Consider the following 17,733-nt stretch of genomic DNA (forward strand, 5'->3'; position numbering starts at 1 on the left):
ACCCACGTGAGTTTACACAGGTCAGCGGCCTCGACCAAATCCCGCCTGCTTGAGAGCCGCCGCCATGGAGCCGCCCTCCGCATTCGCTTGTCGACGCCCCTTCCCACGCCCCGATCCCTTTTCCCGCCGCCGCGTGTCTTTCGGCGCGCCCGGGACGTCGCCAAGCCGCAGCGTCAGCCCGATGCGCTGGCGCTCGACGTCGACGTCGAGGACTTTGACCGTGACCACCTGGCCGGAGCGCACGACCTCGTGCGGGTCGGAGACGAACGTCTCGCTCATCGCGGAGACGTGGACGAGGCCGTCCTGGTGCACGCCGACGTCGACGAACGCGCCGAAGGCCGCGACGTTGGTCACCGTCCCCTCGAGGATCATGCCGGGGGTGAGGTCGGAGACCTTGTTTACCCCTTCCTTGAACGTGGCGGTGGTGAACTCGGGGCGCGGGTCGCGGCCCGGCTTGTCCAGCTCGGCGATGATGTCGGTCACGGTGGGCACGCCGAAGGTGTCGTCGGCGAAATCGGCCGGGTTGAGCGTGGCCAGCACCGCGGTGTTGCCGATCAGCGCCGCGGTGTCCAGCCCCGATGCGGCGGCGATGCGCTCGACCACCGGGTACGCCTCGGGGTGGACCGCCGAGGAGTCGAGCGGGTTCGCGGCGCCGCGGATGCGCATGAAACCGGCCGCCTGCTCGAAGGCCTTCGGGCCCAGCCGGGGCACCTTGGCCAGCTCTTTGCGCGAGGCGAAGGCGCCGTGCTCGTCGCGGTATCCGACGATGTTGCGCGCCAGGGTGGCACTCACCCCGGCGACGCGCTCGAGCAGTGGCACGGACGCTGTGTTCAGGTCCACACCGACGGCGTTGACGGCGTCCTCCACCACCGCGTCCAGCGCCTTCGCCAGCGCGGTCTGGTCCACGTCGTGCTGGTACTGGCCCACCCCGATTGACTTCGGGTCGACCTTGACCAGCTCCGCCAGCGGGTCCTGTAGACGCCGCGCGATGGAGACCGCGGAGCGCAGGGAAACATCCATGTCCGGGAACTCGGCGGCGGCCATATCGGAGGCGGAGTACACGGACGCCCCAGATTCGGAGACCATCACGGGGGTGGGGCGCCTGCCTCCGGCCTGCGCGATAAGGTCCGCTACCTCCCCGGCGAGGCGCTCCGATTCGCGGCTGGCCGTGCCGTTGCCCACCGCGACGAGCTCCACCGCGTGGGTGGCCGCCAGCCCGGAGAGCGTGCGCACCGCCTCCGACCACCGGTTCTGCGGCTGGTGCGGGTAGACAATCGCGGTGTCGAGCACTTTGCCCGTGGCGTCGACCACCGCGCATTTCACCCCGTTGCGGTAGCCCGGGTCGAGGGCGAGCGTGGCGCGCTGGCCCGCGGGCGCGGCCAGCAGCACGTCGCGCAGGTTGGTCGTGAACACCTCGAGCGCCCCGCGCTCGGCCTTCTCCTTCAGGCGCATCCGCGCATCCAGGGTGGAGGAGACCTGCAGCTTCGTGCGCCACGCCCACCCGACGGACTTTGCCAGCCAGGCGGAGTCCTTCACCGCCAGGTCGAGGTGCTCGGCGATCATGCCCGTGTAGACGGCCTCGTCCCCTCCGTCGAGGTCGAGGGTGAGCACGCCCTCCTTCTCCCCGCGCAAAAGGGCGAGGATGCGGTGGCTGGGCAGGGTCTCGAACGGCTCGGAGAACTCGAAGTAGTCCTTGAACTTGGCACCTTCGGCTTCCTTGCCCTCCACCACTCCGGCGCGCAGGGTGCCGGCGGCGTAGAACCGCTCGCGCACCTCCCCCACCAGGTCGGCGGTAAGCGCGATGCGGTCGGCGAGGATGGCGCGGGCGCCGTCGAGCACCGACTTCTCGTCCGGGAAGCCCTCGGTGACAAAGCGCGCGGCGGCGGCCTCCGGGTCGGTCGCGGGGGCGTCGATAAGCAGCTGGGTGAGCTCCTCGAGGCCTGCCTCGCGCGCGATGTCCGCCTTGGTCTTGCGGCGCTTCTTGTACGGCAGGTAGAGATCCTCGAGGCGGGCCTTGGTGTCGGCGGCGAGGATCGCGGCGCGCAGGTCGCCTGTCAAGGCCCCCTGCTCCTCGACGGCCGCGAGGATGGCGGCGCGGCGGTCCTCGAGGTCGACGAGGTAGGCGTGGCGCTGCTCGATGTGGCGCAGCTGCGTGTCGTCGAGCCCGCCGGTGGCCTCCTTCCGGTAGCGGGAGATGAACGGCACGGTGTTTCCCTCGGCAAGAAGCGCGAGTGCCGTGCCCACCTGGGCCGGCCGGACGGAAAGCTCTGTCGCGATGGTGGCTGCGAAATCGGTCATTCGTGGGATTGTATCGCCCACCGTGCTTGCCTGCCGGTACCACTACTAGTCGGCGGGGTGGCGCCCACCGCCGTGGCGACGGCGAGGCGGAGGTCCTCCTCGCCCAGGTCGCTGCGCCCCGCGACGTCGATTCGGCGGCCGCCGCCGGCAGTGTTCGCCTCGACTGAACGGACCTCGATGCCGGCTTTGCGCAGCCTTTTCCGCGCCGCCGCCAACAGCTTGCCCCAGTCGGCGGGCTCCTCCCGGAGCTCCACCTCCAGGTGGAAGTCGCGGGCGTTGAGGGCGAACTGATCCTCCCCGCTCAGCTCGGCGCGCGCGATGAGATCGGGGCGCACCTTTTGGGTCCGGCGCAGGGACTGCTCGCGCCGCCACCGCTCGACCTTGGAGTGGTCGCCGCTCGTGAGCACCTCGGGCGCCGCGATGCCCCGCCACACGCGGGGCTTGGTGTAGCTCGGGGCCTCGAGCAGACCGAAAGAAAACGAGTCCTCCTCGTGGCTCGCCGTGTTTCCCAGCACCCCGGGGATCAGCCGCGTGACCGCCTCGGCGATCACGAGCGCGGCCGCCTCCCCGCCGATGAGCACGTAGTCGCCGATGGAGACCTCGCGCACGCGGTAGCGGCGTTCCGCGTCCTCGAACACGCGCTGGTCGATGCCCTCGTAGCGCCCGCAGGCGATGACGATGTGCTCCTCGCGCGACCACTCCCGCGCGTCCGCCTGCGTAAACGGAACGCCGGCCGGGGTGGGTACCAGCAACAGCGGTGTGGACCGGTCTTCTTCCCCCGGGGCGTAGGGGCGGGGGGCGACGTCCGCCACGTCATCGTGGCGGGGTTTGTCGTTGCGGTGTGGCGCCGCCGACGACACCTCGGTCCCCGCGCGTCCGGCCGCCACGGCGTCGAGCGCCGGGCCCCACACCTCGGGCTTCATCACCATGCCGGGCCCGCCGCCGAGCGGCGGGGAGTCGACGGACTTGTGGCTGCCCGTGGCCCAGTCGCGCAGGTTATGAATGCCCACGCTGACGATCCCCTGCTCGATGGCCTTGCCCAGCAGCGCGTGGCGCAGCGGCTCGAGATACTCGGGGAAGATGGTGATGATGTCCAGGCGCAGCTTAGACATCCAGCAGGCCCTCCGGCGGGGTGATCGCCAGGAAGCCCTCCCCCAGGTCGACCTCGGGGACGAAATCCATCACGAACGGCACGAGCACCTCGCGCCCGTCGTAGTCGATCTCCAGGATCTTGCGGTTCGGGGTGTCCATCACACCCGTGACCTCGCCGACCTCCGCGCCTTCGAGGCGCACCTTCAGCCCGATGAGTTCGTGGTCATAAAACTCGTCGGCGTCAACGGATTCGCTGCTGCGCTCGAGCGGCTCGGCGAAGAACTGCATCCCGCGCAGGGAGTCGGCCTGGGTGCGGTCCGGGACTTCCTCGAAGCTCATGAGCAGGCGGTTCTGGTGCGGGCGCAGCGTCTTGATGGTCAGCTCGCGCTCCTTGCCCGGCTGCCGGCCAGTCAGCACCTCCCCGAGGGCGAAGCGCTCGCCGGGGTCGTCGGTAAGCACCTCGACGGCGACCTCTCCCTTGATGCCGTGGGATTTAACGACCTTGCCGATGAGCAGCTCCATGAGCGCGTATTCTAGCAGGGCCTTTATGCTTATCGACGCCCCACCCACACCCCGAAAACAAAAGAAGACTGCAACGCACAGTGTGCGTTGCAGTCACCTAGTGACGGATACTAGTTCTCCTCAGCGGCATCTTCCTCAGCCGGAGCTTCCTCGGAAGACTCTGCTGCGGACTCTGCGGCAGCCTCTGCCTCGGCCTTGGCGGCAGCCTCTGCTTCAGCCGCAGCCTTAGCCTCGGCCTCCTCCTTGGCCTTCTTGCGCTTCTCGGTGATGGCCTCCGCGCTCGGGCCGTTGTTTGCCTCTTCGAGGGCCTGGTTGAACAGCTCAAGCTTAGACGGCTTCTCCGGGGCAACCTTCAGCGTGCCCTCGGCACCGTCGAGGCCCTTGTGCTTCTGCCAATCGCCGGTCACCTTGAGCAGCGCGAGAACCGGCTCGGTCGGCTGGGCGCCGACGCCGAGCCAGTACTGTGCACGCTCGGAATTGATGCGGATCAGCGACGGCTCCTCCTTCGGGTGGTAGATGCCGATGTTCTCGATCACCTTGCCGTCGCGGCGGGCACGTGCGTCGGCGATGACGACGCGGTACTGGGCGTTGCGGATCTTGCCGAGACGCTGCAGCTTAATCTTGACAGCCATGAAAAGTCCTTCGTGGTCACTGGGCAGTTCAGACACCCGCAGCTTGTCTGCGGGCCGGTTCAACCCTTTGGATTTACTTGCGTGTGACGGGCCGGTCGAGCGTACTCGGGTCCGGCGCTAACGCAGGGTGTGCGCACGCAGAGCGCTGCGCAACCTGCATTACCTTACAACCGGTCGGTTTCAGAGTCCAAAACGGGCCGGAGTAGACTACCCGTTGCTTACCTGCGCGGGAAGGAGGACGGCGATGGACAGTGGGAGGGCAGCCAGTAGCACCCCCCAATTCCGCAACGACCTCGAAGGTTTGCGCGGCATCGCCATCGCCCTCGTCGTGGTGTTCCATATTTTCGTGGGGCGCGTATCCGGCGGTGTGGACGTGTTCCTTTTCCTCTCGGGGTACTTCTTCGTCGGGTCACAGGTGCGCTACGCGCTACGCGAGAACCCCCGCGTAAATCCGTGGTGGCCCATGTGGCGCACCGCCCGCCGTCTCATACCCTCGCTGGTGGTGGTACTGGCGGCGACCGTCATCCTCGTGTTCGCGCTCGTTCCGGGACTGGTGAGCGGAGAACTCCTGCGGCAGTTCACCGCCGCCATCTTCTTCGCCCAGAACCGCGAGCTCGCCGCCCAGGGCTCTGATTACGCCGCTGTGAGCCCGGAAGCATCGCCGCTGCAGCACTTGTGGTCCATCAGCGTTCAGGGGCAGTTCTATCTCGCCGCCATCCTGCTCGGAACGGTCATCGCAGTGCTTGTCACTCGGACGGGCATATCCCGAACCTGGGTGCGACGCGGGACCATCGCGTTGCTCGTGGTGGTGACCGTGGCATCGTTGAGCTGGGCATCGCGCTTCGGCCTTTTCGGCACGGAACCGAACTATTACTCCTTCTTTTCCCGCGCCTGGGAGCTGACGCTGGGAGGATTCCTCGCCCTGGCCGCACAGGTGCAGATTCCGAGGCGGTTCAGCGCCCTCACCGCCGGCAGCGGTCTCACACTGATAGCGTTGACCGGTGTTGTCATTCCCACAACCCTGGCATATCCCGGACCGCTCACCCTGATGCCGATTGGCGGGGCTGCACTGATTGTGCTGAGCAACCCGGCCAATCCCGTGTCATCGATTCTTTCGTCGCGGCCGATTACCTGGCTCGGTTCCGTCGCCTATCCCCTCTATCTATGGCACTGGCCACTGTTGATCATCGCCGTCACCATAGGCTCGCATACCATTCCACCCCTGTCCGTCGGCCTGGGAGTTATCGCGCTTTCCATTGTCCTTGCCCAGGCAACGCACACGGCGGTCGAGGAGCCCTTGCGCATGCACGGCAAGCGCCCGACGAAACAAGACGCACCCGTCACGGCAGCGCTGGGTTCTCTGCAGCGGCCCGCGGGTGCCGCGCGGGCGGCGGGCGGTGTCCTCATCGCCACCAGCACGGCAGCGATCCTGTCGCTGTCACCGATGTGGGAGCGAAACGTCACCATCGCCGATTCCCCCTCCAGTGCGGAGCAGCATCCGGGGGCAATGGCTCTGCGCGGCGCCTCAGTTCCGGATGTGCCTGCTCAGCCGGCACCCATGCTGGCCTCCAGCATCACCACCCACATCTTCCGCGACGGCTGCGTGATTTTCCAGGATGAGCCGGGGGATGCCGCGCCGGAAGCAGATTGCGTCTACGGAGACCCCGAGGCCGAAACAACCGTGGCTTTGGTCGGCGGCTCCCACGCCGAAACATACGGTGTGGCACTCGACGAACTGGGCAAGAAACACGGGTTTAAGGTCATCACTTTCATCCGCCAGACGTGCCCGATGGTGTTTACCCCCGGAGACCTGGTCAGCCACCGGTGCGCGAAGTGGTCGCTCAACACATTCAACGAGCTCGCATCCCTCGACCCGGCCGTGGTGGTCTCTACCTCGACACGCCCGGCCGGCTCAGACGGAGAAGCGAGCCCATCCACGGATTCCGTTCCCCCGGAGTACGTGGAGGTGTGGGATGCCTTCGCCGAGGCCGAGATCCCGTTTCTCGGGCTCAGAGACAACCCGTGGATTTTCGATGCCGACGGGACCCCCTTGAACCCCAACGGCTGTGTAGTCAACGGCGGCTCGGTCGCCGAATGCAGCATGCCCGCCACGACGATGTACTCGCCCGAAGACCCGGCCGCCGACTACTCCGATGCGGACGCCATGCGCCACATGGTGGACACCTCCGGCTGGTACTGTCCCGACGGACTGTGCCCGCCCGTGATCGGAAACGTCACCGTCTACCGGGACCAGAACCACATCTCCAACGCTTACTCTCTCACTCTGGCACCGCTTATCTGGCACCACCTCGGCCCCCTCTTGGAGGAGACGGCCGGGAGTTGACGCGCTGACTTCCGGAGCGCGCGTAGACCTACTTCCCTTTCTTCCCCAGATTCTTCATCGCCTGGGAGAAGTCGAGGTTATTCACGTCGAGGCCCTCCATGCCCGGCGGCATCTTCCCTGCTCCGGGCATACCGGTCATACCGGGCATACCGCCGCCCAGCTGCTCCTGCATTTTTTGCAGGTCCGCCATGCTCGGCATGCCACCGGGCATTCCCGGCTTCGCGCCGCCACGGTTCTTCACCGGCTTGCGCTTGCCGTTCTTGCCCTTGCGGCCCTTCGGCTTCTTCTTCGTGGCGCTGCGCCCCCCGCCCATTCCAGGCATGCCGGGCAGGCCGAACTGGCTGGCCATCTGCCCCATCATCTTCTTCGCCTCGAAGAAGCGCTCCACCAGCTGGTTGACCTCGGACACGGACACGCCGGAACCGTTGGCGATGCGCTTGCGACGCGAGGCGTTGAGGATCTTCGGGTCCTCGCGCTCGGCGGGAGTCATGCCGCGGATGATCGCCTGGATGCGGTCGAGCTGCTTCTCGTCCACCATGTCGGCCATCTCGTTCATCTGCTTGCCACCGGGCATCATCTTCAGCAGGTTGCCGATCGGCCCCATGCGGCGGACCATGAGCAGCTGGTCGAGGAAGTCCTCCAAAGTGAGCTCGCCGGAGCCGAGGCGCGCGGCGGCCTTTTCGGCCTCCTGCTCGTCGAACATAGTCTCCGCCTGCTCGATGAGGGAGAGCACATCGCCCATGCCGAGGATGCGGCTCGACATGCGGTCCGGGTGGAAGACATCGAAATCGTCGAGCTTCTCGCCCGTGGAAGCGAACAGGATGGGTTTTCCGGTGACCTCGCGGATGGACAGCGCTGCGCCGCCGCGGGCGTCGCCGTCAAGCTTGGTCAGCACCACACCGGTGAAGTCGACGCCGTCGGCGAACGCCTGCGCGGTGGTCACGGCGTCCTGGCCGATCATGGCGTCGATGACGAAGAGGACCTCGTCGGGGTTGACGGCGTCGCGGATGCTGCGCGCCTGGGCCATCAGGGTTTCGTCAATACCCAGCCGGCCGGCGGTATCGATGATGACCACGTCGTTCTTGTTGCGCTTGGCGTACTCGATGCCCTCGCGCGCCACGGCCACCGGGTCTCCGTGGGAGGTGCCCATCTCGTGATCGAGGGAGTCGATCGAGGTGCCGGGGTCCGGCGCGAAGGTGGGCACGCCTGCCCGCTCGCCGACGATCTGCAGCTGCTGCACGGCACCGGGCCGCTGCAGGTCGCAGGCCACGAGTATGGGGGTGTGGCCCTGCTTGCCCAAGTGGCGGGCCAGCTTGCCGGCGAGCGTGGTCTTGCCGGCGCCCTGGAGGCCGGCCAGCATGATCACGGTCGGCGGGTTCTTGGCCAGGTTTAGCCGGCGCGTCTCCCCGCCGAGGATGTTGGTCAGTTCCTCGTCGACAATCTTGATGACCTGCTGGGCAGGGTTCAGCGCCTCCGAGACGTCGGCGCCCAGGGCGCGTTCCTTCACCCGCTTAATAAAGGCGCGCACCACGGTGAGCGAGACATCTGCCTCCAGCAGCGCGAGGCGGATCTCGCGGGCGGTCGCGTTGATGTCTGCCTCGGTGAGCTTGCCCTTGCCGCGCAAGCCACCGAGGGCAGTCTGTAGGCGGTCGGACAATGACTCAAACACGTGGGGCACGCTCCTTGTGGTGGGGTGTACGGCTATAGGCTCGTTACAGCCTAGCGCGTAGCGGAGTCAATCAGAACTTCCCGCCTACCCCAGGATGGCGGAGTCATCCGCCTCGCCGGTGCGCACCCTGACCACATGGTCGACGCCGGTGACCCAGACTTTCCCGTCGCCGACCTCCCCCGTGTAGGCGCTGCGCGCGATCGTGTCGACGGCCGCGTCTACCTGCTCGTCGGTCACCAGCACCTCAATCTTCGCCTTGGCGACGAAGGGCGAGGAGTACTTGGCGCCGCGGTAGTACTCGACGTTGCCGCCCTGGCGCCCGCGGCCCTGGGCTTCGGTGACCGTGATCCCGCCCACCCCGATTCCTTCCAGGGCTTCCATGATGTCGGTGACCGTGAACGGCTTGACCACTGCAGTGATGAGTTTCATGATCTCTCCTTAAACCTTGGAAGCGGGGGTTGCCGGGGTTGCCGGGGTTGCCGGGGTTGCCGGGGTTGCAGCCTCGTGGGACATGGTGGTGTGGTGGTCTTCTCGGGCCTCGTTGAGCCCGAGCTCGGCGGCTGACTTATTGCCCGCCGGCACCCCGCCCGGGCGCATGCCGGGTCCGCCGAAGTCGTAGCCGGTTTCGCGGTGGACGGAGTAGTCAATGCCGTCGAACTCTTCCTCGCGCGTGATCCTCCAACCCATCGTGTGCTTGATCACCAGGGCGATGAGCGTGGTGATCACGCCCGCGAAGATCATCGAGGCGAGCGCGATGACCGTCTGCACGGCGAGCAATTTCCAGCCCTCCGCCCCTCCGCCGGTGAGGATGCCCCGGTCGCCGGCGAAGAATGCGAGGCCGATCGTGCCCCAGAGCCCGGCAACCAGGTGAACGCCGACAACGTCGAGGGAGTCGTCGTAATTGAAGGTGTACTTCAGCCCCACGCCGAAGCAGGCGAGGATGCCACCGATGAAGCCGAGGATGAGCGAAGACACGGGGGCGAGGTCCCCGGCAGCCGGCGTGATGGCCACCAGACCTGCGACGACACCGGAGGACGCGCCGAGAGAGGTGGCGTAGCCGTCGCGAAGCTTCTCAATGAGCAACCAGCCCAGCATCGCCGCGGCCGCCGCGGCGGTCGTGTTGACCCACGCCAGGCCGGCGAGGCCGTCCGCGGCGAACGCGGAGCCGCCGTTGAAGCCGAACCAGCCGAACCACAGCAGCGCCGCGCCGATCATGACAAGCGGCAGGTTGTGCGGTCGCGAGTTGGACGTGGGGAAGCCCTGGCGCTGGCCGATGATCATCGCCAGGACGAGCGCGGCTGTGCCCGCCGAGATGTGGACGACGGTGCCGCCGGCGAAGTCGATCGGGGCGACGGCCGCCTCCCCGTCCGCGAGGCCGAACATCCGCGCGGCGATGGAGCCCTCCGCGTGACCCAGCAGGCCCCCGCCCCACACCATGTGCGCCAGTGGGAAGTACACCAGGGTGACCCAGGCGGCGGCGAAGGCGATCCACGCGCCGATCTTCACGCGGCTGGCGACGGCGCCCGAGATGATCGCCGTGGAGATGACGGCGAATGTGAGCTGGAATCCGATGTCGATGACGTTGGGGTACCCGCTCGCGCCCTCGAGGTAGTTTCCGGCCTCGTCAACGATGGAGTTTCGCAGGCCCAGGAACTCGAACGGGTTGGCAAACACCCCGCCGATGGACTGGCTGCCGTACGACATGGACCAGCCCCACAGCACGTACACCACCGTGACTACGCCCAGCGATGTAAACGACATCATCATCATGTTGAGCACGCTGCGGCGCGACGACATCCCGCCGTAGAACAGCGCCAGCGCGGGGGTCATGAGCAGCACCAGGGATGCAGAGACCAGCATCCAGCTCGAGTTGCCAGCCACAGCGGCCGCTTCTTCTGTTATCACGGTATTCACCTCTCTAAGAACCTATCGGTCGACAGTTTGGACGGTGTTTACTGTAGAACGACAGGTACCAAGCGCGGTAGAGGAGACGTGTTTTTGCGACGAGCATCACAAAACCCGCCGTCGCAGATGGACGGCGGGTTGTGGCTTCCTGGGAACGCTACCCGAGCAGCGCGTCGACGAAGCTCTCCACCTCGAAGGGCGCCAGGTCATCCGCACCCTCGCCCAAGCCGACGAGCTTGACGGGCACGCCGAGCTCCTCCTGCACCTGGAACACGATGCCACCCTTAGCCGTCCCGTCGAGCTTGGTTAGCACCACACCGGTGATGTCGACGACCTCGCGGAACACGCGCGCCTGAGTGATGCCGTTTTGGCCGACGGTGGCGTCAAGCACCAACAGCACCTCATCGACGTGGGACTTCTTTTCCACGACGCGCTTGACCTTGCCCAGCTGGTCCATCAGACCCGTCGCGGTGTGCAGGCGCCCCGCGGTGTCGATCAGCACGACGTCGGCGCCCTGGTCCACACCGGTGGCAACGGCGTCGAACGCCACGGACGCGGGGTCCGCGCCCTCTTTGCCGCGCACGGTGGACGCGCCCACGCGCCTGCCCCACGTCTCCAGCTGGTCCGCGGCCGCCGCGCGGAAGGTGTCCGCAGCGCCGAGAACAACCGAGTGGCCCATCGACACCAGCACGCGCGCGAGCTTGCCGGTCGTGGTGGTCTTGCCGGTGCCGTTGACGCCGACGACGAGGATCACCGCCGGTTTGCCGCCGTTGGGAATGGCCTTAATGGACCGGTCCATCTCGGGCCGCCCGGCCTCGATGAGGGTCTCGCGCAGCATCGCGCGGGCCTCCGCCTCGCTGGAGACTCCCCGCTCCGCGATCTTCTCGCGCAGCGACTCCGTCACCTTCAGCGTGAGCTGGGTGCCCAGGTCCGCCATGATGAGGGTGTCCTCGATCTCCTCCCAGGCGTCCTCATCCAGGTCGCCGGCCGTGAGAATGCCCAGCAACCCCTGCCCGATGGCGTTCTGCGAACGCGACAGGCGGCCCCGGAGTTTGCCGATGCGCCCGGCGGCCGGGGCGATGTCGTCCAGCGGCTCGTCCGCCGCGGGCGTATCGACGATCGCGTCCTCCGACGCGACAGCACCCTCCTGGCGGGCCGCCTCGGCAACCTCTGCGGTCACCGCGGCAATCGTGGCGGCCTCCTCAGCCTCCTCAGTCTGGTCAGCCTGGTCACGGGCGGTGTCCCGCTCCGTGTCCTGCTCCGTGTCCTGCCCCGTGTCCTGCTCAGCCTCGCCCTCCGCCTCGAAGACCTCCTCGACGATGTCCTGGCCCTCGGGCGAGAGGACCGCGGCCACCGGCGCCGGGGTCTCGACCGTCGATTCCGGTTCAACGACTGCGTCAGTGTCGGCATCCGTGTCAGTTTCCGCCTCGGTGTCCGTGTTATTGAGCTCCTCTGCAGCCTCGGCGACGTCGCGGGTGATTTCGAGCTCGGGCTCCTCAACCGTCGGCTCCTCCGCCGCGGGCTGCTCAGCCAGTTGCTCATTCAGCTTCGACAAGGCCGTCGACCCGGCTGCGACCTCGGGCTCACGCGGTGCCGCCTTCTCGGGCACGTTCCCCGCGGGCGCGTTCTCCATGGGTACTTTCTCCGCGGGCGCCGCCTCGGCGGGGGCGAACGAAAACCCGCCGGTCGCCTGGTAATTGCCGGATTTCTCTTGCTGGGTCAGCTCCTTCGGCGCCTCGTCCTGCGGTTTCTCGAAGGAGACGGTCTTTGATTTCCTGCGGCTGTTTCCCACCACCACGATCCCCACGATGATCAGGGCGATCACAACGATGGCGATCAGAATCCAGAGAAGAGTCGTATTCATATCCTCTATAGTGCCAGCCGAATGAGCACATGTGTGGGCGGCGACGCGGCAGCGCTAACCGGACGCCGGCGACGGGCTCATCCGCTGCGACAGCACGTGGGTGACCCCGTCGCCGCGCATCGTCACCCCGTAGAGCACATTCGCCACATCCATCGTGGGCTTCTGGTGCGTGATCACGATCAGCTGCGAATCCCGGCGCAGCTCCTCCAGCAGGGCGATGAGCCGGCGCAGATTGACGTCGTCAAGCGCTGCTTCGACCTCGTCGAGCACGTAGAAGGGGCTGGGCCTGGCGCGGAAGATCGCCACCAGGAAGGCCAGCGCCGTGAGCGACTTCTCCCCGCCGGACAGCAGCGAGAGGCGCTTGACCTTCTTCCCAGGCGGGCGGGCTTCGATCTCGATGCCCGTCGTGAGCATGTCGCCCGGTTCGGTGAGCACGAGCCGCGCCTCCCCGCCCGGAAACAGTGTGTGGAATACCTTGGGGAACTCCGCCTCCACGTCGGCCCAGGCGTCGGTGAACAGTTGCAGGATCTGGTCGTCGACGTCGTTGATCACGCCGATGAGGTCACGGCGCGCATGCATGACGTCATCAAGCTGCGTGCTCAAAAACGAGTAGCGCTCCTCCAGCGCCTTGTACTCCTCGAGCGCGAGCGGGTTGACCTTGCCCAGCGCTCGCAGGTCCTTCTCGGCCTGGGTGAGGCGGGCCTGCTCGGCGCCGCGGTCGAAATTCTCGCCGGGGGCGTGCGTGGCCACAAGGTCGGCAACCGCGATGCCGAGGGATTCGGCGGCCGTCGCCTCGGCCTCATCGAGGCGCACCTGCGCCTGCTCGCGCGCGATCTCGGCGCTGTGCGCCCTGTCGGTGAGCCGCGCCAGCCGCTGGCGGTCTGCGCTGACCTGTTGTCTGGCCTGCTGGGCCTGGGCGCGCAGGTGGGCGACTTCGGCGGCGAGGCCGTCGCGCTGCGCCGTCGCGCGCTCGGCGGCGTCGCGGACGCGCTCGAGCACCTGCCGGGCGTGCCCTGCCACGGCCGCCGCGAGCTCCGCCTGCGCTTTCTGCTTGGCGACGCCCGCCTCGAACCGCTCCTTCGCCGCGCGCTCGTGCTCCGCTTGTCGACGCAGCGCCTCTCCCCTACCGGCCGCGCCCTGCGCCGCCTGCTGCGCCGTGCGCACCGTTACCGTGGCCTCCATCTCCATGGACGCGACCTCGTTCAGCGCTGCGCGGGCGCAGTCGCGCTCGGCGGTGGACGGCTCATCCGGGGCGGTATCGTCCGCCTCGACGCGGGAGAGGCGGTCGCGCGTCTGCGCGAGCTCCCCCTGGCGCTGGGCCAGGCGCGCGTCGGCTTCCGTGGCTCGCTGCGCCGCACGCTCGTGCTCCTGCATCTGAGCATCGCGGTGCTGGTTCAGTCTCGCGACGTCGCGGCGCCACGCCTCCAGGTTCGCGTCGTGCTCGCGCAACGCGGCCTTCGCCGCCGCGGCCGCCACCCGCGCGTCCTCGGCGGCCAGCTTTGCGCCCTCGAGGGTGCCGGAGAGCTCGGCGAGCTCGGCGCGGGCGCGCTCCAGCTCCACGCCGGCGCGTTCGATGCGGGCGGTGACCTCGACGGTGGTGGCCCGGCCCGAGCCGGCGGCGATCCACCCCTCGCCCACGAGCACCCCGGAGCGCGTCACCGCCCGCAGGCGCGGGTCGCCGGCCACAATGCGGCGGGCATCTGAGACGGTGTCGGCCAGGGCGACGTCGACAAGCAGGCGGGTGACGGGGCCTGTGACGGCCGGATCAATGCGCACGCTGTCCAGGAGCCAGTCGACGGGCGCGTCCGCGGTAAGACGCCAGCCGGAGCCGCCGGCGCGGTCGATGACGATGGTCCTCTCCGCCTGGGCGAGAGCCCGCTCCACGTCGTCTGGCCCGTTTCCCGCCCCGACGAGGGCCTCCGCGAACGGGCCGAGGGCGGCGGCGAGCGCTTTCTCCACGCCGTCGTCGGCAAGCACGAGGCCCGCGAGCGGGCCGAAGCTGTCGCCGAGGACGTCAGCCGCCGCCTTTTTCGGGGCCTGCTCGGACAGCGTGGCAATCCGTGATTCGAGCGTGAACACGGCGCGCTCGCGCTCGCGCTGTGTGGAACGCAGCTGCTCCAGACGCTTGTCGGCCGCATCGGACTCGGCGGCGGCGCGGACGTGCGATTGATGGAGCGGCTCGCGGCGGGACTCGAGGTCGGCGACCTTCTGCGCGATCTCGTCCGCCTCGGCGGCGGCGTCTGCGGCGCGCTGCCGCGACGCGTCCAGGGTTTCCGCGAGCCTGGCAATCTCCTGCTGGGCCGCGGTCACGGCGGCGAGCTGACTGTCCTCCTGTGCCAGCAGGCGCACGACGCCCTCCCGACGATCGGCGATAGCGCGGACCTGCGCCGCATGCTCGCGCTCGGCGGCGTCGACGACCTCCTGGCGCTGCTCGATCTCCTCGCGGATGGACTCCAGCTTCTCGGCCGCCTCCTCGGCGCGCTCGAGCGCGTCGGCGTACTGCTCGTCCGCCAGTGCGGCCCGGGCTTCCAGCGCGTCGGGGTCCTGGCCCTGGTAAACGGTCTGGCCGACGGTATTGGCGGCGCGTTCCGTGGCGATCCGCAGCGTCGCGCTCACACGCTCCGCAAGGGTGGACAGCGTAAACCAGGTCTGCTGCGCTTCATCCGCTGCCGGCTCCACCTCGCACTGGCGGGCCTCGATCTCTTCCTGCCGTGCCTCCGCCTCCTCCAGCGCGGCCGCGGCCGCATCGACCTTCTCCGCGACCGCGGCGGCGTCGGCGGCGGCGCTGTCGAGCTTCGCGCGGAGGGTGAGAATGTCGTCGGCCGCGAGCGACAGGCGGGCGCTGCGCAGCGTGGCCTGCACGGTGGCCGCGCGCTGGGCCGCCTCCGCCTGGCGGGCGAGCGGCTTTAGCTGTTTGCCCAGCTCCTCGGTGAGATCCGTGAGACGATCCAGATTGGCCTGCATGCCGGTGAGCTTGCGCTGGGCTCTTTCTTTGCGACGGCGGTGCTTCAGCACCCCGGCGGCCTCCTCGATGAAGGCGCGCCGCTCCTCCGGGCGCGACTCCAGAATCTCGGAGAGCTTGCCCTGGCCGACGATGATGTGCATCTCGCGGCCGATTCCGGAGTCCGACAGCAGCTCCTGGATGTCCATCAGGCGCGCCTTGGAGCCGTTGATCTCGTACTCGGAGGCGCCGTCGCGGAACATCCGGCGCGTGATCGCAACCTCGGTGTACTCGATGGGAAGGTGCTTGTCGGAGTTGTCGAAGGTCAGGGTCACCTCCGCGCGGCCCAGCGGCTTGCGCTCGCCCGCGCCTGCGAAGATGACGTCCTCCATCTTGCCGCCGCGCAGGTTCTTGGCGCCCTGCTCTCCCATCACCCAGGCCAGCGCGTCCACCACATTCGACTTGCCCGAGCCGTTGGGCCCGACCACCGCGCAGATGCCCGGCTCGAACTTCATCGACGTCGCCGACGCAAAGGACTTGAACCCCTTGAGCGTGAGCGACTTGAGATGCATGGCGCCGATTTTAGGGCACCTGCTGGCCGGGGCGGCGCAGGCGGTGCCCCGATGCGGGTTCTATTTCGCGCGCTTCGTGAACGTGAATTTCGGGCCGCCTCCTTGAGCAGGATCGTCGAGGCCACCAGGTGCCATTCCGTTCTCGAGCGCGTACCTGATCGCGGCCTTGATGGCCTCCAACTTGCGACGGAGCTCGGCGAGTCCGGGAGCGTCCTTATCCGAGATCTCATCGAGCCGGTTCACCTCGCGCGTGAGAAACACTTCGGACTCCACCCAGGTATTCCAGATGTCATCATCGCCACTGAACCCGTATAGCTTCCGCAGGATCAACGCGGCGAGTTGGCTCCGCACCATCGCTTCGACGGATTCCGCGGAGTTGGCCGGGCTCATCACGCCAACCGCGATGCCACTCGCCCCCGCTGACACCAACGATCCCGCCGTAAGCAACCCTCCGATCATTCCTCCCGGGCCGAACGAGGCGAGTGCGCTGGTAACCGCGGCAGCCCCACCGACGCCAGCGGCGGGGGCTAGGGCGAGGCCCGCGGTTCCCACGACGAGGATCGCGAACCCGACGCCGAGAGTTCCCCACTTAATCCAGTTTGTCTTCGCTCTGCCTGGCAGTGCGTTGCTGGCAGTGTCCAACGCGGCGAAAACATCACCCCCCACTTTGCTTCCCAGTCCCATTTCGGCGGTGAGATCCTGCAGCGCTCGTATGCGGAGCTCGCGTTTGACGCTGATCTCAAAGGGATGCAGGAGATTTTGATCGACGAGTGCAACGAGGGGGGTCAAGACCTCCTCCAGCTCCTCGTGCTGCGCGGGGCCAGGTACCGGAGTTGGGCTGTGGTGGTCCGCCGAGTCGAAGTCGAGCATGGCAATGGTCGAGCTAAGGGGGCGGGACTCTAGTTCCGCCTTCCGCTTCAGGTCGCTGACCACCCGGGCCTGAACCGCCCTCAAGGCGAGTCCGTATCGCGCCTTATCCTCTTTCGGGACACGAGCGTAAATCAAGTGGGCGTAACGGAGCCCCTGCAACGCAATGTATTCGAATGTATCCAACCTGACGTCCAAAGAGGTGTCCGCCCGAACCAACTCCGTGGAGCGGGAACCGAACAGGCCAAAACCGATCGCTTCCGCGACCAATTGCTGGGAGAGGTACTCCTTGACTGCGTGAGCGGATGCGGGAGACACCGGGGTTCGAACATGCACATCGAGCAGCCACGGGAACACGGAAGACACTCCTCGCCGGGCGGACACCGGGTCCGTGCTGCTCCAGTAGTTGACCCACCAGCCGACGTTTTTCGGAGGCTCGTCGGAATGCTTGAACAACTTGCCCGCCTCAAACAGGGAGCTTGCCAGCGGGCTGCCGACCGTTACCACTCCCACGATGTCGAGATCTACCGGCAAGCGCCAGATGAGATCCGCGGCGATGACCGTGCCCAGGCTGTGCGCGACGATGAGTGCCCTCCCGCTCGAGGGAATGCGGCCGAGAATCTTGGTGAGCACCTGGGCGCGGATATTTTCGTTTCGGAGGTAATTCTGCGCCTGCTTGAATTTCGGTATCGCTAACGCTACGTCCACGACGGTGCCGGCGAAGACATTTGCCTTGCCTGCCGAATACCGGGCCAGCCGTGTCTCCATCGCCGCCGTGCGCGACTCGAATTCCCGGCGCGCCCGGGCCCTCTCCCCTCTCGGGGTCTGGATTGTCACCGGCGGCATCTCGTAGTGGTCATCCGCGCCCCTCAACGCATGCGCGTAATGCGGGGCGATGATCTCCACGTCGTCGAGCCCGGGGTACCCCACCTTGTCCAGGCCCTCGAGCAATCCCTGCTTCCATTTTTGGTCTAGGTCGCCTTCGCCCACCCCGTGGAGGTAGATCAGGTACGGCTTGTCGCTCACA

General features: G+C 67.5%; 11 protein-coding genes. 1 reads left to right on the forward strand and 10 read right to left on the reverse strand.

Annotated elements, in window-relative coordinates; translation table 11 throughout:
* Positions 1-21 precede the first annotated feature (21 nt).
* The 4 genes from BLS40_RS04140 to rpsP form a co-directional block, all read right to left on the reverse strand.
* Positions 22-2,298 (reverse strand): Tex family protein, encoded by a 2,277-nt coding sequence (locus BLS40_RS04140; RefSeq protein ID WP_092149162.1) that lies wholly within the window; start codon positions 2,296-2,298, stop codon positions 22-24.
* Entirely contained in the window at positions 2,295-3,401 is a 1,107-nt protein-coding gene (gene trmD / locus BLS40_RS04145; RefSeq protein ID WP_092152152.1) for a tRNA (guanosine(37)-N1)-methyltransferase TrmD, read from the reverse strand. The genes BLS40_RS04140 and trmD overlap by 4 nt, the downstream gene beginning before the upstream one ends.
* 1 nt (position 3,402) lies before the next feature.
* A complete protein-coding gene (rimM, locus tag BLS40_RS04150; protein WP_092149165.1) occupies positions 3,403-3,912 on the reverse strand; it encodes a ribosome maturation factor RimM in 510 nt (169 codons plus the stop codon).
* 110 nt (positions 3,913-4,022) lie between these two features.
* Positions 4,023-4,544 carry a 30S ribosomal protein S16 gene (gene rpsP / locus BLS40_RS04155; RefSeq protein ID WP_006840043.1) on the reverse strand — a complete coding sequence of 174 codons (522 nt, stop codon included), beginning with the start codon at positions 4,542-4,544 and terminating at the stop codon, positions 4,023-4,025.
* 244 nt (positions 4,545-4,788) lie between these two features.
* Here rpsP and BLS40_RS04160 point away from each other — a divergent pair, with 244 nt between their 5' ends.
* Positions 4,789-6,888, forward strand: a complete 2,100-nt coding sequence (locus BLS40_RS04160) for an acyltransferase family protein (protein WP_092149168.1) — start codon at positions 4,789-4,791, stop codon at positions 6,886-6,888.
* A 28-nt stretch (positions 6,889-6,916) separates the two neighbouring features.
* On the opposite strand, the gene ffh is transcribed toward BLS40_RS04160, so the two are convergent.
* The 6 genes from ffh to BLS40_RS04190 all read right to left on the reverse strand — a co-directional run bounded on the left by ffh (position 6,917) and on the right by BLS40_RS04190 (position 17,732).
* On the reverse strand, positions 6,917-8,557 hold the full coding sequence (ffh, locus tag BLS40_RS04165; RefSeq protein ID WP_092149171.1) for a signal recognition particle protein: 1,641 nt from the start codon (positions 8,555-8,557) through the stop codon (positions 6,917-6,919).
* 84 nt (positions 8,558-8,641) lie between these two features.
* On the reverse strand, positions 8,642-8,986 hold the full coding sequence (locus BLS40_RS04170) for a P-II family nitrogen regulator (RefSeq protein WP_092149174.1): 345 nt from the start codon (positions 8,984-8,986) through the stop codon (positions 8,642-8,644).
* A gap of 9 nt (positions 8,987-8,995) precedes the next feature.
* Complete coding sequence (locus tag BLS40_RS04175) at positions 8,996-10,417, reverse strand: ammonium transporter (protein ID WP_172808039.1); 1,422 nt, start codon at positions 10,415-10,417, stop codon at positions 8,996-8,998.
* Positions 10,418-10,619: 202 nt separating this feature from the next.
* On the reverse strand, positions 10,620-12,326 hold the full coding sequence (gene ftsY, locus BLS40_RS04180; protein ID WP_092149181.1) for a signal recognition particle-docking protein FtsY: 1,707 nt from the start codon (positions 12,324-12,326) through the stop codon (positions 10,620-10,622).
* Between the two features lie 54 nt (positions 12,327-12,380).
* On the reverse strand, positions 12,381-15,839 hold the full coding sequence (gene smc, locus BLS40_RS04185) for a chromosome segregation protein SMC (protein ID WP_092149184.1): 3,459 nt from the start codon (positions 15,837-15,839) through the stop codon (positions 12,381-12,383).
* Positions 15,840-15,899: 60 nt separating this feature from the next.
* Positions 15,900-17,732, reverse strand: a complete 1,833-nt coding sequence (locus BLS40_RS04190; RefSeq protein WP_092149187.1) for a hypothetical protein — start codon at positions 17,730-17,732, stop codon at positions 15,900-15,902.
* Position 17,733 lies beyond the last annotated feature (1 nt).

Origin of the sequence: Corynebacterium mycetoides (assembly GCF_900103625.1) — a bacterium.
In the GTDB taxonomy this organism is placed as follows: Bacteria; Actinomycetota; Actinomycetes; order Mycobacteriales; family Mycobacteriaceae; genus Corynebacterium; species Corynebacterium mycetoides.

Excerpts from the sequence above, each read along its gene's own strand:
- BLS40_RS04140 (WP_092149162.1), bottom strand. The coding sequence starts at position 2,298 with ATGACCGATTTCGCAGCCACCATCGCGACAGAGCTTTCCGTCCGGCCG.
- rimM (WP_092149165.1), bottom strand. The coding sequence starts at position 3,912 with ATGGAGCTGCTCATCGGCAAGGTCGTTAAATCCCACGGCATCAAGGGA.
- rpsP (WP_006840043.1), bottom strand. The coding sequence starts at position 4,544 with ATGGCTGTCAAGATTAAGCTGCAGCGTCTCGGCAAGATCCGCAACGCC.
- BLS40_RS04160 (WP_092149168.1), top strand. The coding sequence starts at position 4,789 with ATGGACAGTGGGAGGGCAGCCAGTAGCACCCCCCAATTCCGCAACGAC.
- BLS40_RS04170 (WP_092149174.1), bottom strand. The coding sequence starts at position 8,986 with ATGAAACTCATCACTGCAGTGGTCAAGCCGTTCACGGTCACCGACATC.
- BLS40_RS04175 (WP_172808039.1), bottom strand. The coding sequence starts at position 10,417 with ATGCTGGTCTCTGCATCCCTGGTGCTGCTCATGACCCCCGCGCTGGCG.
- ftsY (WP_092149181.1), bottom strand. The coding sequence starts at position 12,326 with ATGAATACGACTCTTCTCTGGATTCTGATCGCCATCGTTGTGATCGCC.
- smc (WP_092149184.1), bottom strand. The coding sequence starts at position 15,839 with ATGCATCTCAAGTCGCTCACGCTCAAGGGGTTCAAGTCCTTTGCGTCG.